We start from the raw sequence: 14,842 nt of genomic DNA, 5'->3' as shown, positions 1-14,842 counted from the left end.
CCTTGACGATAGGCTCCGCCCCCGGCCGGGGGAACCGCCTCCCCGTGTGACACGCGTCCCGCAGCACCCACAGGGGGGTTCCCGCCGGGCAACAGCCTCTTCCTGCCCCTCCGCGCCTGCCCTTCCCGTACCTGCGGGCTACCGCCTCCCGACCTCCGCGCCGGGAAGAGTTCAGCGCCTCCGGCCATTGAGGAGCGGGGTCCGGGACGGAGCCCCGGTCCGGGACGGACAGCGGCCCAGGGGGCGAGAACCACCCGCCCGGACGCTCCCGCGGGTAAAAAAAACCGGCCCCGCCGAGAGGGAAACCATCCCGGCGGGGCCGAACAGGGTACACCACGTCAGCGGCGGGCGACGCCCTCCGCACGGGCGGCCGCGGCCACCGCGGCCGTCACCGCCGGAGCCACCCGCTCGTCGAACGGCGAGGGGATGACGTAGTCCGCGGCGAGGTCGTCCCCGACGACCGCGGCCAGCGCGTCGGCGGCGGCGATCTTCATGCCCTCGGTGATCCGGGAGGCCCGGACCTGGAGTGCACCGGCGAAGATCCCCGGGAAGGCCAGCACGTTGTTGATCTGGTTCGGGAAGTCCGACCGCCCGGTCGCGACGACGGCCGCGTACTTGTGGGCGATGTCGGGGTGCACCTCGGGGGTCGGGTTGGCCATCGCGAAGACGAAGGCACCCTCCGCCATGGAGGCGACCGCCGGCTCCGGCACCGTACCGCCGGAGACCCCGATGAAGACGTCGGCGCCCGAGAGCGCCGCCTCCAGCGAACCGGAGAGTCCCGCCTTGTTGGTGATCTCCGCCAGCTCCCGCTTGACGTCCGTCAGATCGTCCCGGTCCCGCGACACGACACCCTTGCGGTCGGTGACCGCGACATCGCCGAGGCCCGCTTCCAGCAGGAACTTGGCGATGGCGATGCCTGCCGCGCCCGCGCCGGAGATCACCGCGCGCAGGTCGCCGAGCGAGCGCCCGGTGAGCTTGGCGGCGTTCCGCAGGGCCGCGAGGGTGACGACCGCTGTCCCGTGCTGGTCGTCGTGGAAGACGGGAATGTCCAGCCGCTCCTGGAGCTTGCGCTCGATCTCGAAGCACCGCGGTGCCGAGATGTCCTCCAGATTGACGCCGCCGAAGGAGGGAGCGAGCCGGACCACCGTCTCGACGATCTCGTCGACGCCGGTGCAGGCGAGCGCGATCGGCACCGCGTCGACACCGCCGAACTGCTTGAACAGGATGGCCTTGCCCTCCATGACGGGGAGCGAGGCCTCCGGGCCGATGTCACCGAGCCCGAGCACTGCCGTGCCGTCGGTCACCACAGCGACCACGGACGACTTCCACGTGTAGTCGTGGACGAGTTCCGGCTGCTCGGCGATCGCGCTGCACACCTTCGCGACGCCGGGCGTGTAAGCCAGGGACAGGTCGTCCTTGTTGCGGACGGGCACAGTGGCTTGCACAGCCATTTTGCCGCCGCGGTGCAGCGCGAAAGCCGGGTCGAAGGAATCGAGGGGCTCGGCCCCGCCTTCGTGATCCGTACTGCTGTCGCTGCGAGGATTGACGATCTCCGCTGCCACTTTAATTTACCCCTTAAGTCTTCATTGTTTGAGGGTGACCACTCCTGGTTGAGGGGTGGGCGGGCACCGCGCAGGCCCTGCCGCCGTGGTTGCGTACGGGCCGCTGCGCGACGGGCGCGCCGCACACGCGCCCTGAGCCCCGGATGAGGGGTGTAAAGAACCTTCTTACCGGACGGACCGTGCCGAGGACGAGTCCATAGAGCCAAGATCACACGTCGGTGAGATGACTCATGCCCTGATCCATTGACACTTCCGGACATGTCCTCGTTCGGCAGCGAGTGCCGCGTAGCGGTCGTCCGCATCGCGCGAAGCACCGAAGATCTTCCCGCCGGAAGGAGAGATTCCCGCACAAGATCCGGCCGCGAGCTACCGGCCCGTAACGGTTCGGGGGTCACCCGTTATCCGATTTTGACATGGCGGCCACCCTGAATCGCGCAATCCGAATGGCAAGATGCCGTCATTACACGAGGTCGCGACACTCGAAGGTGTGTGTTCTCGTCGACCTATCGGCTACTCCCTGATCCGCCGGAGGAACCCTCATGACCGCACGCACCACCCGTCGTACCACGGCCGCGTCGTCCCGTATAGCAGCGGTCGGTGCGATCGCGGTCGCCGGCGCCCTGATCCTCACCGGCTGCGGTGACCAGACGGACAAGAGCAGCGACACCAGCAGCTCCGGCACGTCCACGTCCTCGGCGCCGCTCGCCGACAAGCTCCCTGCCGACATCAAGAGCGCGGGCGTCGTCAAGGTGGGCTCCGACATCGCCTACCCGCCGGTCGAGTACATGGAGAACGGCAAGGCCGTCGGTATCGACCCGGACATCGCCGACGCCCTCAGCAAGCAGCTCGGCGTCAAGTTCGAGTTCCAGAACGGCAAGTTCGACCAGCTCATCGTGGGTCTGCAGTCCAAGCGCTTCAACGCGATCATGTCGGCGATGAACGACACGAAGGACCGCCAGAACGGCATCGACTCGGACACCGGCAAGAAGGCCGGCAACGGCATCGACTTCGTCGACTACTTCACCGCCGGCACCTCGATCCTCGTCCAGAAGGGCAACCCCAAGGGCATCAAGTCCCTGGACGACCTCTGCGGCAAGGTGGTCGCGCTGCAGAAGGGCACCACGTCCGAGGGCATCGCCAAGGCCCAGAGCACGAAGTGCACGAAGGACGGCAAGAAGGCCATCACGCTCCAGACCTTCGACACCGACCCCGAGGCGCTGCTCCGCCTGAAGCAGGGCGCGTCCGTCGCCGACCTGAACGACTTCCCGGTCGCGGCCTACAACGCCAAGACCTCGGGCGGCGGCAAGGACTTCGAGGTCGTCGGAGACCAGATCGAGGCCGGCCCGTACGGCATCGGCCTCAGCAAGGAGAGCACCCAGCTGCGGGACGCGATCCAGGCCGCCATGAACGCGATCATCAAGAACGGCGAGTACGCCAAGATCCTGGAGAAGTGGAACGTCACGGACGGCGCGCTGACCGAGGCCAAGATCAACGGCGGCTCCTGACCCTGCCTGACGCAACACTGAAGGGCAGTCACTGTGACTGACACTGTCGACAAGACTCCGGCGCCGTCCGTGCCGCCGGAGCAGATCAAGGCCATCCCGGTGCGCCATTACGGCCGCTGGGTGGCCGGCGTCCTGGTCATCGCGGTGCTGGTGCTGATCGGGCTCGCGTTCTCCAACGCGAACATCAACTACAGCATCATCCCGGACTACGTCACGGACGCAACCATCCTGTCCGGCGTCTGGCACACGCTGTACATCTCCGTGCTCGCCATGGTGCTGGGACTTGTGCTGGGCGTGATCCTCGCGGTCATGCGGATGTCCTCGAACCCGGTGACCAGCACCGTGTCGTGGCTGTACATCTGGTTCTTCCGCGGCACTCCGGTGCTGGTGCAGCTGCTCCTCTGGTACAACCTCGCCCTGGTGTTCCCCGTGCTCAACCTGGGGTTCTACAAGGACGAGATGAACCAGGTGATGACGCCGTTCCTGGCGGCTCTCCTCGGGCTCGGCCTGAACGAGGCCGCATACATGTCCGAGATCGTCCGGGCCGGCATCCAGTCCGTCGACGAGGGACAGATGGAGGCGTCGCACGCGCTGGGCATGACCCAGGGCAAGACACTGCGACGGGTGATCCTCCCGCAGGCCATGCGGGTGATCGTGCCGCCGACCGGCAACGAGTTCATCAACATGCTGAAGACCTCGTCGCTCGCCTACGCGGTCCAGTTCAACGAACTCATCAAGCGGTCCCAGGACATCTCCAGCACCTCGCTCGCGGTCGTCGAGCTCTACTTCGTGGCGTCGATCTGGTACCTGATCCTGACCAGCATCTTCAGCGTCTTCCAGTACTACCTGGAGCGCCGCTACGCCCGCGGATCGTCGCGCAACCTGCCGCCGACCCCGTTGCAGCGCCTGAAGAAGAACCTCCGTCTGTTCGGTTCCTTCCGCCGCCCGGAGGTGGCCCGATGAGCAGTCTCAGCAAGGATGTCGCCGCGAGCACGAGCGGCCGTCCGATGGTCAAGGCCGAGGGGGTGCACAAGTCCTTCGGGCTCGCGCACATCCTCAAGGGCATCGACCTGGAGGTGAATCCGCGTGAGGTGTTCTGTCTGATCGGTCCCTCGGGTTCCGGCAAGTCGACCTTCCTGCGGTGCATCAACCACCTGGAGAAGATCAGCGCCGGGCGCCTGTACGTCGACGGCGACCTGGTCGGATATCGCCAGAAGGGCGACAAGCTCTACGAGCTGAAGGAGCGCGAAGTAGCCGCCCAGCGGCGGGACATCGGCATGGTGTTCCAGCGCTTCAACCTCTTCCCGCACATGACGGCGCTGGAGAACGTCATGGAGGCGCCGGTACAGGTCAAGGGCGACACCAAGGCCGTCGCGCGCGAGCGGGCGGAGCGTCTGCTGGACCGGGTGGGCCTCGGTGACCGCAAGGGTCACTACCCCGCCCAGCTGTCCGGCGGCCAGCAGCAGCGCGTCGCCATCGCCCGTGCGCTGGCGATGGAGCCCAAGCTGATGCTCTTCGACGAGCCGACCTCGGCTCTCGACCCCGAGCTCGTCGGCGAGGTCCTCGACGTCATGCGGGACCTCGCGGAGGACGGCATGACGATGATCGTCGTCACGCACGAGATGGGCTTCGCCCGCGAGGTCGGCGACTCGCTCGTCTTCATGGACGACGGTGTCGTGGTCGAGTCCGGTAACCCGCGCGACGTCCTGACGAACCCGCAGCACGAGCGGACGCAGGCGTTCCTGTCGAAGGTCCTCTGACCGGGACGTCGACACTCCTGAGCGCAGGGAACAAGGGGCGGTACGGGTCTCCCGTACCGCCCCTTCCTCATGCCCCCCGGCTCCCTCAGGCGCGGATGCCTCGCGCCCTTCCCGCTACTTCACCAGGCTCGGGATCTGGATCAGCTTGGTCAGCTGGGCCCGGGTCAGCGGCGGGGTCTTGAGCAGCCGGCCCAGTTGGCCCTTGCCCTGGTAACCGGTGCTGTCCACCACGTAGAGAGCCCTGCCGTCCTTGAGTTGCAGGACGGCGGAGAGCCCCCGGCCCCAGGTGGGGATCGGGTTCAGAGCGGGATCGGACGCGGGCGTCTCCCAGACACCCAGAAGCCTGCCGCCGGACAGCTTCTGGGTGGTGCAGCCGACGCGCCCGTCCTTGGGAGCATCCTTGCAGGGGTTCCGCAGGCCCTTGTTGCCCGTCTTCGCCGCGATCTCGGACCGGGTGGCCGTGTGCACCATGATGTAGCCGACGCCGTCGGGCCGGGCGACGGCGTAGTCACCGTCGTACGGGCCGAGGGGCTTGGGCAGCGGGGCCTTCGGCGCCTGCTTGACCAGGCGCACCAGCGCGACCTCGCTGATCTTCCCGGTCCCGGGGGGCAGCAGCTTGGCGAACCGGCCCGCCTTGGTGGTGTACTCGCCGGCGGTGGGCGCGCTCGCCACACTCGCACCGTGTCCGTTGTCGTTCAGTACACCGGGTCCGAAGGCCAGGCCGGCCGCGACGGCGGCCGCGACGACACCGGTCGCCGCCGTGCGCCGCCGCCACCGCACCCGCGAGGCCTTCGCGAAGACCGCCTCGCTGCCCCGGCTCCCGGGCACCTGGACCTCGTCCACGGCCCGCCCGAGCAGTTCCCTCACGTACTCCGTCTCTGCTTCCTGATTCATGCGTATTCCTCCCGCACCGCGGCCTTCAACGCCGCGAGTCCCCTGGCCGTGTGGCTCTTGACCGTGCTCTCGCGCATCCCGAGCACCTGAGCCGTGGCAGCCACGCTCAGGTCCTCCCAGTAGCGCAGGACGAGCACGGCCCGTTGTTTCGGCGCGAGTTCCGCGAGCGCGGCCCGCACCATGAGTCCGGTGTCGCTGTCGACCGACCGCCCCACCACGTCCGGCACCTCGCCGTACGCGTGCTCGCGCCGCCAGAAACGGCGGCGGGCGGAGATGAAGGTGTTGACCAGCGTCTTGCGCGCGTAGGCCTCGAGGTTTTCGAGGCGTCCGTGCCGACGCGCGCCGAGGACGACCTTCACCAGGGTCGTCTGAACGAGGTCTTCCGCCTCGTCGCGATTGCCGCACAGCAGATAGGCGCTCCGGAACAGCGCCGATCGTCTGCCCTCCACGAAAGCGTGCAGAGCGGCTTCCTCGCCGCGCGTCATCCCGCCCCCTTCCCCGGCCCGCGCTCGCGGACCGTCTCACCCTTCCAGTGCGGCGGGAGGTGCCGCAGGACGCAGCGGAGGCGGTACGGATTTTCCGTACCGCCTCGACAGAGCCTGCCGGTGGCCTACTTGACGGCGAGCACCAGCGCGTCGGAGGGGGAGCGCCACACCGGCCGGGCCTCCCCGAAACCCTTCTCGCGCAGCACGCGCGCGTGCCAGTCGGCGGAGGGGGTGTCCCCGTCGGCGTGCTCGCCGTAGATCTCGAAGCGGCGGGCGGTGGGTCCGGCGAGGGCGGGGTCCTGGGCGGCCGCCTCCCACCATTCGGCCCAGTCGAGGGCGCCGCCCTTCTTGGCCCGGTCCATACGGGCGTGCCGCTGGGCGCGCTCGGCCGCGTTGATCCGGGGTGTCGTCTCGTCGGTCATGTGGTCGGCGTTCATGAACACCCCGCCGCCGCGCACGAGTTCGGCGATCTGGCCGTAGAGGGCGGCGAGGGGTTCGCTGTGCAGCCAGTGCAGGGCCGTGGCGGTCAGCACGGCGTCGTACGTGTCGTACGGCAGCCGTGCGCGCCACCGCGGGTCCTTCAGGTCGGCCGTGACGAAGGAGACCCGGTCGTCACCGGCGAAGGTGCCCTCGGCGATGGCGAGGAGGGCGAGCAGCCGGGCGGTGATGGTGCCGGTGCCGCAGGCGAGGTCGAGGACGCGGGGCGCGGGGCCGACGAGGGCCTCGACCATGTCGAGCATCACCCGGAAGCGGTCCTCGCGGTCCGGCAGGTACCACTCCTGCTGGCGGTCCCAGCTCCGCTGCCAGGCGTTCCAGTCGGTTCCGGTGCCGATGGCCATGAAAGCCCCTCCTCCCGTCGACCACGTAATACCCTGTAAGCGCGATCGTCTGTTACCTGACCGCCGTCCCGACGATAGAGCGCCTCCGTAAGGACTACAAGTGGAACTGGCCTATTACTCGGACTATGCCGTCCGCCTCGTCAACACCGAGGAACCGGCCCGGGGCAAGGACTCGTTGACCTCGGTCGAGGCCGTCCGTGACCTGTTCGGGGGCAACTCCTCGGCGGCCCGCCGCGCCGCGGAGGCGGACGTCACCCGCTTCCGTTCGGTACGGGGGCGACTGCGCGCGGTCTTCGAGGCGGCGGACGGCGGCGAGGAGACCCTCGCGGTGGACCTGCTGAACTCGCTGCTCCTCGAATTCCCGGTGAGCCCGCAGATCTCGGGGCACGACCACCGCGACGACGACGGCCGCCCGCTGTGGCACATGCATCTGGCGGACCACCCATCGAACGCGACCGCGGGCTACGCGGCGATCGCGGCGATGGGCCTCGCCTTCCATCTGACCGAGTACGGCGTGGACCGCCTCGGCCTGTGCGAGGCCGCCCCCTGCCGCAACGCCTACCTGGACACCTCGACCAACCGCTCCCGGCGCTACTGCTCGGACCGCTGCGCGACCCGCGCCAACGTCGCGGCCTACCGCGCCCGCAAGCGCCTGGAGGCGGACCGGACGGGAAGCACCGGCCTGGCGGCGACCAGCACCCAGCGGACGACGGCGAACGGCGAACGCTGACCCGCCTTCGGCGGCCGGAACCGGAACCGCACCTTCCCGAGGACGAGTTCCTCGGGAACGGTTCCGTAGTCGGTGCTGTCCCCGCCGGCGAACGCGTTGTCCCCGAGCACCCACCAGCCGCCCTCACGCCGCTCCGCGATGCGCTTCACGACGAGCAGGTCCTGCTGGAACGGATGCCGCAGGACGACGACGTCGCCCGGCCCCACCCGCGCCCCCCACTGAACGACGAGCCGATCCCCGTGCTGGAGGGTGGGCACCATGGAAGGGCCCGTCACCTCCGCCGCCCCGAACGGCAGCAGGGCCTTCCCCCGCTCGGTCTCCTGCGACAGCTCCGGCATCACCGGCACCTCCCCGGTCCTATCCTCCACCAGTCCCAGTTTCACCCTGGACTTTTGTCCTAAGCCCATGGGGGCACTCGCGAAATCGCCTCTCCCACGGAGTAATGTCCCACCTGAGAAGACGATCACGAGGAAGGACAGCTCAATGCTCTCCCGCCTGTTTGCCCCCAAGGTCAAGGTCAGCGCGCACTGCGACCTGCCCTGCGGCGTGTACGACCCGGCCCAGGCCCGCATCGAGGCGGAGTCGGTGAAGGCCGTCCAGGACAAGATGGCCGGCAACGACGACCCGCACTTCCAGGCTCGCGCCACCGTCATCAAGGAGCAGCGCGCCGAGCTCGCCAAGCACCACGTTTCGGTGCTCTGGAGCGACTACTTCAAGCCCCCGCACTTCGAGAAGTACCCGGAGCTGCACCAGCTGGTCAACGACGCGCTCAAGGCCCTCTCGGCCGCGAAGGCGTCCACCGACCCGGCGACGGGCCAGAAGGCGCTGGACTACATCGCCCAGATCGACAAGATCTTCTGGGAGACCAAGAAGGCCTGACCTTCGTCCGGGCCGTCCGACCCGCGTTGTCGCGGGTCGCATCGCCTGCTTGTCCGCACCCGGTCCGCGGGCCGCCGCTCTCGGCGTCCCGACGGTCCGGGTGCGTACTGCTTTCCTGGGGCAGTCGGTGTATCTCGGTCACACGGGCAGTTGGCGCATCTCGATCACACGCAGGCCCAGTGCCTGGAACCGGGTGAGCAGTCCGTACAGATGGGCGTCGTCGATCACGGTGCCGAAGAACAGGGTCTGTTCCTTCGTACGTACCCTGTCGAGTTCGGCGAAGGCCGAGGCGAGCGTGTCCGAAACAAGGCCGGCGATGCGGAATTCGTAGCGCATACGAGCACTTCCCTCGGGGCCGGGGCGCGGGGTCCGCTGCGATCCCCTGCCATCGTCGGTCCCGCGCACCGATGTGGCATCCCCCGGTGCGGGCGACATCCGCCCAGCTCGGAACTCTCCCGCTCACACCCTCGCCCCTCCACCTTCCACCCATGCCCCGGCGCTCCGCCCTCCGGGCGCGGAAAAAGGCCGAAAAAAGGGTGAGCGGGCGGTGCCCCCAGCGAGGGGCCCTCACCTTCGGCGGGTGATGCGGGTGATCGCGTGGGCGGCGAATCTTGAGGGGCGGGTCCGCGTTCCGCCGGCCCCGGGACCGCCTCGGAGGATGCCCGATGAATGCTCTCGCGGCGTCCGGCCGGGGCATCTCCTTCCGCGCCGAGTTCCGCCGTCGGCGGCGGTTGCGCGCGGGCCTCCTCCAACTGGTGTTCATCGCCGTCGGCCTGGGCCTCGGCCTCCTCGTCCCGGAGGTCACCCGGGGACCCGTGCTGCCCTCCCGCCCGGTGTCCGAGATGCTGCTCGCGACCGGGTTCGGGGTACTCGGCGCGGCCACCGTCATCTTCTCCGTGCTGTTCCTGGTGGTGCAGTGGGCGGCCACCACCTTCACACCACGGCTCACCCTGTTCCGGGACGCGCCGATCGTGTGGCGGACGTTCGCCTTCGCCGTCGGGATGACCGTCTTCTGTGCCACCGCGGCCCTGACCATCGCCAACCGGGACGAGGTCTCGGTGGTCGTGCCGATCAGCGCGGGCGTCCTGCTGCTCCTGCTGCTGACGCTGCTGCGCAACCTGCTGCTGCAGGCCGTCGCCGCGATCCAGCTGGCCCCGGTACTCGGCTCCATCTCCGAACGGGGCCGGCACAACCTCGACGTCCTCTATCCGAACGACCCGGGAGATCCGAGAGATTCGAGAGGTCTGGGAGGTCTGGGAGGTCTGGGAGGTCTGGGAGGTCTGGGAGGACCGGGAGGACCGGGAGGACCGGGAGGACCGGGAGGACCGGGAGATCCGTTCGGTCCGGACGGGCCGCGGTCGACGGTCAGCTGGCCCGGGGCCGGCGCCGTGCTGCAGCGCGTGGACGTGGGCCTGCTGGCGGGCGCGGCACGGGCGGCGAACGCGGTCGTCGTACTGCGGGTGGCCCCCGGCACCACCTTGCAGTACGGCACCACCGTCGCCGAGGTGTACGACGGCGAACTGCCCGCCTCCGCCGTCCTGCGCGGCCTGGAGACCGGCACCGAGCGGGTCTTCGACCAGGACCCCGGCCTCGCCTTCCGGCTGCTCGCCGACATCGCGCTCAGGGCGCTGTCCCCGGCGGTCAACGACCCCGCCACGGCGGTGCAGGCGCTGGACGCCATGGAGGATCTGCTGCGCCGGCCGGTCCCGGCGCGGGCCCGGCCGCGTGAGGTCGCCGACCGTGCGGGCACGTTGCGTGTCGTCGTCCCGCTTCCCGGGTGGGAGGACTTCCTGCGGACCGCGCTCGACGACGTGATCCCGGCAGCCCGGAACTCCCCGATGGCCCTCATCCGCCTCCGGACGCTCCTGGAGGACCTGCGCGGGACGGGCCACGGCCGCGCCGACGCGCCGCTCACCAGGCGCCTGGCCTGGGTGGACGAAGAGCTCGGCGCCCGTTTCTCCCGGCTGCGGGACGCCCTCGCGGAGGAACGCGGGGAGCACGAAGAGCACCCGGACGGCCGATGAGCGGGTCACCGAGGAGCCCGGGGACCCGACCGGCCCTCGCCCACAAGCCCGTGGCGGCGGATCCGCGAGCTCACCCGCGGAGGGTGATCCGGCGGGGCGGGGGTGACCGCACTCTGGAGCCGAAGCATGACGTCACGCGTCAGAGAGGGCACCGCTCATGGCCTGCATCCTGCGGCAGATCCGGCCCGTGCCGGGCGTGCCGCGCCCCGGGCCCGTCCGCCACGGTCCGAAGGACCCCGAACGGTCCTTCGCGTCGCCGTGGCCCTCGGGACCCCCGCGGCCCGCGCCGTCGATGCAGCCACTGCCGCCCCCGGACGACGCCGCGAACGTCGCACCGATCACACCGGACGACGTCGTCACGACGCGCCCCGTGTGCCCGGGGGGCCCTGCTCGCCCCCCGCCTTCGAGCGTCTGTCCGCCGGCGGACCCCGAACCCCCGTCCGGCACACCACCGCGCTCTGCGCACCGACCCGCCAGGCCCTGCTGACCGGCCGCGACCCCCCGCCGGCCGGGCCCGGGCGGAATCCCCGAGATCGCGACCCGGCGCCCGGCGACAGTTCGATCCGCCCGACACCAAGGCAACGCTCGCGGAGATGTCGCACAACCGACAGGAGTTCGACATGAACGGCTCGACGCTCAATCTGGCAGCGGACTACCCCCTGCTGCAGGTCTTCTGGACCATGCTGTGGTTCTTCATCTGGATCCTCTGGTTCATGCTGCTCTTCCGCGTCATCGGGGACCTCTTCCGCGACGACGAGCTGAGCGGCTGGAGCAAGGCGGGCTGGTGCGTCTTCGTCGTCATCGTGCCCTTCCTGGGCGTCTTCGTGTACCTGATCGCACGGGGCCGCGGAATGGGTGAGCGCGAGATGAAGCGCATCCAGCAGAACCAGGAAGACATGAATTCGTACATCCGTGAGACCGCCGGGACCACCGGCAAGGCCGACGAACTGGCGAAGCTCGCGGACCTCAAGAACCACGGCCACATCACGGCCGAGGAGTTCGAACAGGCCAAGGCCAAGGTCCTCGCCGCCTGACGGCACGGACAGACCCGCGCACGCAAGACCGGCGCCGTCCTCCGGGCAGTGATTCCCCGGAGGACGGCGAGCCGCGCGGCCGGTGAGTTCGGGGCCCTGTTGTCGGCGGCATTGTCGGTGGCGCGTGCCATTCTGGGGAGGTGGGAAATCCCAGACCGCTCGAAGACCTGGTCCGGCTGCGGCAGGCACGCGACCGAATGAACCGCGAGTACGCGGAGCCGTGGGACATGGCCACCCTCGCGCGCACCGCGCTGATGTCGCCCGGTCACTTCCAGCGGAGCTTCAGGGAGGCGTTCGGCGAGACGCCGTACGCCTATCTGATGACCCGCCGGATCGAGCGTGCGAAGGCTCTGCTGCGGCGTGGCGACCTGACGGTGACCGAGGTGTGCTTCGCGGTGGGCTGTACGTCGCTCGGTTCGTTCAGCTCGCGGTTCACCGAGCTGGTGGGCGAGACCCCGAGCGCGTACCGGGCCCGTCCGCACGACCACGGGGCCGCCATTCCGTCCTGCGTGGCCCGCCGCCTGACCCGGCCGGCCCGCCACCGCAACCCGGAGGCGGAACCGGGCACGCGTCTTTAGGGGCTGCCGTTCCCCAGGGGCTGCCGTCCGGTGCACGCGGCGGACGCCTGAGCCGGCGGACAAGCCCTAGGTTGGACGCATGGATCTGAAACTCTTCCAGTGCTTCATCTCCGTCGACGACCACGACAAGGCGCTCGCCTTCTACTGTGGCGTGCTGGGCCTGGAGGTCCGGGGTGACGTCGGGTTCGAGGGCATGCGGTGGGTCACCGTCGGCTCGCCGCTCCAGCCGGACGTGGAGATCGTCCTGGAACCCCCGGCGGCGGACCCGGACGCGTCTCCCGCGGACAAGCAGGCCATGGCCGAGCTGCTGGCCAAGGGGATGCTGCGCGGTGTGATCTTCTCGACGACCGACTGCGACGAGCTCTTCGAGCGCGTACGTGCCTCGGGCGCCGAGGTCCTCCAGGAGCCCTCGGACCAGCCCTACGGCCTGCGGGACTGCGCCTTCCGCGACCCGGCAGGCAACCTCCTGCGCTTCGCGGAGAAACGCGCCGCCGCCTGACCGGACCGACGCCCGCCGGCTCGGCGCGGTACGGGCCGACCGGGCCGATGCCCACCGGCTGGGCGCCGCGTCGGCCGATCCGGGCGACGCCCGGCCGGCTCGGCGTTCTGCCGGACGTGCGGGGTCGGCCGTCGTTCTCGGGTGACCGGGGGCGACGGGAGGCCGGAATCTCGTGGGAGAGACACTACGTCCGTGTGCTCCGCGGGCATGGTCCGCCCGCGGAGTGAACCGTCCGAACGCCTTCGAGGGAGTCACCCGTGCCGTCCGCGCGCCCCCGCGTCCTGTTCGTCAGCGACCTGGCCTATCCGGCCAAGGGGCGGCGGTACTGCGACGAGGACATCGCCCTGACCTCGCGGCTGCGCGAGGAGTTCGACATCGCCGTGTGCCACCCGCTGGACGCGGTCGCGCTGATGACCGGCTTCGACGCCGTGGTCGTACGCAACAGCGGTCCGGTCCTGCACTACCAGGCCGCCTACGACGCGTTCCGGGAGCGGGCGCTGGCGGAGGGAGTCCGGGTCTACAACCAGCTGTCGGGCAAGGGGGACATGGCCGGCAAGGGGTATCTGCTGGAGCTGACCACCGCCGGGTTCCCGGTCATCCCGACCGTCGACCGTGCGGCTGACCTGGACCTGCTGCCCGAGGTCGACATGTACGCGGTGAAGCCGAAGCAGGGCGCGGACTCCATCGGCCTGGAGTTCGTGCCGCGTGAGGACCTCGCCGGGCTGCCGTTCGGCGACATCCTCGTCCAGCCGCGCATCGACTTCCGCTACGAGGTGTCGTTCTACTTCGTCGACGACACCCTCCAGTACGCCCTGTACGCGCCCGACCCGGAGCGGCGGTGGGCCCTGGAGCCGTACGAACCGACCGACGAGGACCGGGAGTTCGCGCAGCGGTTCGTCGAGTGGAACGACATCGCGTACGGCATCCAGCGCGTCGACGCCTGCCGGGCCCCGGGCGGTGAGCTGCTCCTCGTCGAGCTGGAGGACCTTAACCCGTATCTCTCCCTGGACGTCCTCTCCCCCGAGGTCCGGGACGGCTTCGTCGCGCGGATGAAGACGTCGTTGCGCGCCCTGATCGGACAGGAGACGGTACGAGCCGTACCGACCGTGCGGCCGGGAGCGTCCCGGTGACCGCGCGACCGGTCGTCCGGTGGACCCACGTCTTCGTCGACCGGCCCGCGGCGGATCTCGGAGCTGCTCTCGACTTCTGGGCTGCGGTCACCGGGACCACGGTGTCCGAACCGCGCGGCGACCAGGGCGAGTTCGTGACGCTGCTGCCCGGTGCGGGGGACGCGTGCGTGAAGGCGCAGGGCGTCGGGGACGACGCCGGCGGCGCGCATCTCGATCTGTCCGTGGAGGACGTACCGGCGCTGGTGGAGTGGGCGCTGCGGCTGGGTGCCGAGGTCGTCGCGGAGCACGAGGGGTGGGCCGTACTACGGTCCCCCGGCGGGCAGTTGTTCTGCGCGGTGCCCTGGCAAGGGGAGTCCGCGCGGCCTCCGGTGGTCGCGGGACCGGACGGTACGACGAGCCGGCTCGACCAGGTGAGCATCGACCTGGCACCGGGCGCGTACGACGCCGAGATCGCCTTCTGGAGCGAGCTCACCGGGTGGGAGTCCCGCCCCGGCGCGCTCGCGGAGTTCCATCTGGTCAGGCCGCCCGCCGGGCTGCCGCTGCGCATCCTGCTGCAACACCTCGGCACCGACCGCCCCACCTCCGCCCATCTGGACCTCGCCTGCTCGGACGTCGAGGGGGTCCGGGCCCACCACGAAGCCCTCGGAGCGACGCCGGTCGGCCGGGGCGCGCGCTGGACGGTGATGCGGGACCCCGTCGGCGGCACCTATTGCCTGACCGGCCGCGATCCCGCGACGGGCAGCCTGCCCTAGGGCCTGTCCGACACTTGGCGGTCGGATCAGGCCGCGGCGTCCGGTGCCGTGCGTCGCGAGGCGGAGTCTCGCCCTCGTACCGGGCGTACTCGGGCGTGCCCCCGACAACGCGGCGTGGGGGTCCCCCCTGCTCGAAGAGCTTGGGGGAGTGCGGTGCCAGGCGTCGCGGGC

The 14,842-nt window shown here is 70.0% G+C and carries 18 protein-coding genes; 11 read left to right on the top strand and 7 right to left on the bottom strand.

The genetic code is table 11. The features are described from left to right. Window positions 1-338: 338 nt before the first annotated feature. On the bottom strand, window positions 339-1,562 hold the full coding sequence (locus tag ACZ4N5_RS05075; protein ID WP_467755729.1) for an NAD(P)-dependent malic enzyme: 1,224 nt from the start codon (window positions 1,560-1,562) through the stop codon (window positions 339-341). A gap of 539 nt (window positions 1,563-2,101) precedes the next feature. Between ACZ4N5_RS05075 and ACZ4N5_RS05070 the strand changes: the two genes are divergently transcribed. Genes ACZ4N5_RS05070 through ACZ4N5_RS05060 form a run of 3 tightly spaced genes read left to right on the top strand, consistent with a single transcriptional unit; the run spans window position 2,102 to window position 4,827 of the window. Beyond that, complete coding sequence (locus tag ACZ4N5_RS05070) at window positions 2,102-3,067, top strand: ABC transporter substrate-binding protein (RefSeq protein WP_467755728.1); 966 nt, start codon at window positions 2,102-2,104, stop codon at window positions 3,065-3,067. Between the two features lie 33 nt (window positions 3,068-3,100). After that, window positions 3,101-4,030, top strand: coding sequence for an amino acid ABC transporter permease (locus ACZ4N5_RS05065; RefSeq protein WP_355844556.1), 930 nt, complete (start codon window positions 3,101-3,103; stop codon window positions 4,028-4,030). After that, entirely contained in the window at window positions 4,027-4,827 is an 801-nt protein-coding gene (locus tag ACZ4N5_RS05060; protein ID WP_467755727.1) for an amino acid ABC transporter ATP-binding protein, read from the top strand. Before ACZ4N5_RS05065 ends, ACZ4N5_RS05060 begins: the two co-directional genes overlap by 4 nt. 114 nt (window positions 4,828-4,941) lie before the next feature. Here ACZ4N5_RS05060 and ACZ4N5_RS05055 read toward each other — a convergent pair whose 3' ends face one another. From ACZ4N5_RS05055 to ACZ4N5_RS05045, 3 genes are all read right to left on the bottom strand, one after another. Further along, complete coding sequence (locus ACZ4N5_RS05055) at window positions 4,942-5,721, bottom strand: hypothetical protein (protein ID WP_467755726.1); 780 nt, start codon at window positions 5,719-5,721, stop codon at window positions 4,942-4,944. Then, the gene (locus tag ACZ4N5_RS05050) at window positions 5,718-6,206 is read right to left on the bottom strand and encodes a SigE family RNA polymerase sigma factor (RefSeq protein ID WP_467755725.1); all 489 of its coding nucleotides are present in this window, start codon (window positions 6,204-6,206) and stop codon (window positions 5,718-5,720) included. The genes ACZ4N5_RS05055 and ACZ4N5_RS05050 overlap by 4 nt, the downstream gene beginning before the upstream one ends. A gap of 125 nt (window positions 6,207-6,331) precedes the next feature. Further along, on the bottom strand, window positions 6,332-7,045 hold the full coding sequence (locus ACZ4N5_RS05045) for an SAM-dependent methyltransferase (RefSeq protein WP_467755724.1): 714 nt from the start codon (window positions 7,043-7,045) through the stop codon (window positions 6,332-6,334). Between the two features lie 100 nt (window positions 7,046-7,145). On the opposite strand from ACZ4N5_RS05045, the gene ACZ4N5_RS05040 reads away from it, so the two are divergent. After that, entirely contained in the window at window positions 7,146-7,775 is a 630-nt protein-coding gene (locus ACZ4N5_RS05040; protein WP_467755723.1) for a CGNR zinc finger domain-containing protein, read from the top strand. On the opposite strand, the gene sodX is transcribed toward ACZ4N5_RS05040, so the two are convergent. After that, a complete protein-coding gene (gene sodX, locus ACZ4N5_RS05035) occupies window positions 7,679-8,113 on the bottom strand; it encodes a nickel-type superoxide dismutase maturation protease (RefSeq protein ID WP_355844571.1) in 435 nt (144 codons plus the stop codon). The genes ACZ4N5_RS05040 and sodX overlap by 97 nt on opposite strands. Before the next feature lie 145 nt (window positions 8,114-8,258). Between sodX and sodN the strand changes: the two genes are divergently transcribed. Further along, on the top strand, window positions 8,259-8,654 hold the full coding sequence (sodN, locus tag ACZ4N5_RS05030) for a superoxide dismutase, Ni (protein WP_261707948.1): 396 nt from the start codon (window positions 8,259-8,261) through the stop codon (window positions 8,652-8,654). A gap of 138 nt (window positions 8,655-8,792) precedes the next feature. Here sodN and ACZ4N5_RS05025 read toward each other — a convergent pair whose 3' ends face one another. After that, on the bottom strand, window positions 8,793-8,990 hold the full coding sequence (locus tag ACZ4N5_RS05025; RefSeq protein WP_261707949.1) for a hypothetical protein: 198 nt from the start codon (window positions 8,988-8,990) through the stop codon (window positions 8,793-8,795). A 329-nt stretch (window positions 8,991-9,319) separates the two neighbouring features. Between ACZ4N5_RS05025 and ACZ4N5_RS05020 the strand changes: the two genes are divergently transcribed. After that, window positions 9,320-10,678, top strand: coding sequence for a DUF2254 family protein (locus ACZ4N5_RS05020; protein ID WP_467755722.1), 1,359 nt, complete (start codon window positions 9,320-9,322; stop codon window positions 10,676-10,678). 132 nt (window positions 10,679-10,810) lie between these two features. Here the strand turns inward: ACZ4N5_RS05020 and ACZ4N5_RS05015 are convergent, their stop codons facing one another. Next, window positions 10,811-11,038, bottom strand: coding sequence for a hypothetical protein (locus ACZ4N5_RS05015; RefSeq protein WP_467755721.1), 228 nt, complete (start codon window positions 11,036-11,038; stop codon window positions 10,811-10,813). Window positions 11,039-11,271: 233 nt separating this feature from the next. On the opposite strand from ACZ4N5_RS05015, the gene ACZ4N5_RS05010 reads away from it, so the two are divergent. The 5 genes from ACZ4N5_RS05010 to ACZ4N5_RS04990 all read left to right on the top strand — a co-directional run bounded on the left by ACZ4N5_RS05010 (window position 11,272) and on the right by ACZ4N5_RS04990 (window position 14,671). After that, window positions 11,272-11,712: an SHOCT domain-containing protein gene (locus ACZ4N5_RS05010; protein WP_467755720.1), complete on the top strand. Its 441-nt coding sequence runs from the start codon at window positions 11,272-11,274 to the stop codon at window positions 11,710-11,712. A gap of 197 nt (window positions 11,713-11,909) precedes the next feature. Beyond that, entirely contained in the window at window positions 11,910-12,290 is a 381-nt protein-coding gene (locus ACZ4N5_RS05005) for a helix-turn-helix transcriptional regulator (protein ID WP_467755881.1), read from the top strand. A 79-nt stretch (window positions 12,291-12,369) separates the two neighbouring features. Beyond that, window positions 12,370-12,789: a VOC family protein gene (locus ACZ4N5_RS05000; RefSeq protein WP_467755719.1), complete on the top strand. Its 420-nt coding sequence runs from the start codon at window positions 12,370-12,372 to the stop codon at window positions 12,787-12,789. A 257-nt stretch (window positions 12,790-13,046) separates the two neighbouring features. After that, window positions 13,047-13,919, top strand: coding sequence for an ATP-grasp domain-containing protein (locus ACZ4N5_RS04995; RefSeq protein WP_467755718.1), 873 nt, complete (start codon window positions 13,047-13,049; stop codon window positions 13,917-13,919). Beyond that, complete coding sequence (locus tag ACZ4N5_RS04990; RefSeq protein WP_467755717.1) at window positions 13,916-14,671, top strand: VOC family protein; 756 nt, start codon at window positions 13,916-13,918, stop codon at window positions 14,669-14,671. The genes ACZ4N5_RS04995 and ACZ4N5_RS04990 overlap by 4 nt, the downstream gene beginning before the upstream one ends. Window positions 14,672-14,842 lie beyond the last annotated feature (171 nt).

The sequence above is a fragment of the Streptomyces sp. NPDC026500 genome (genome assembly GCF_055567635.1).
The sequence above is the reverse complement of the archived record's forward strand: the minus strand, read 5'-3'. Positions and strand labels throughout refer to the sequence as shown.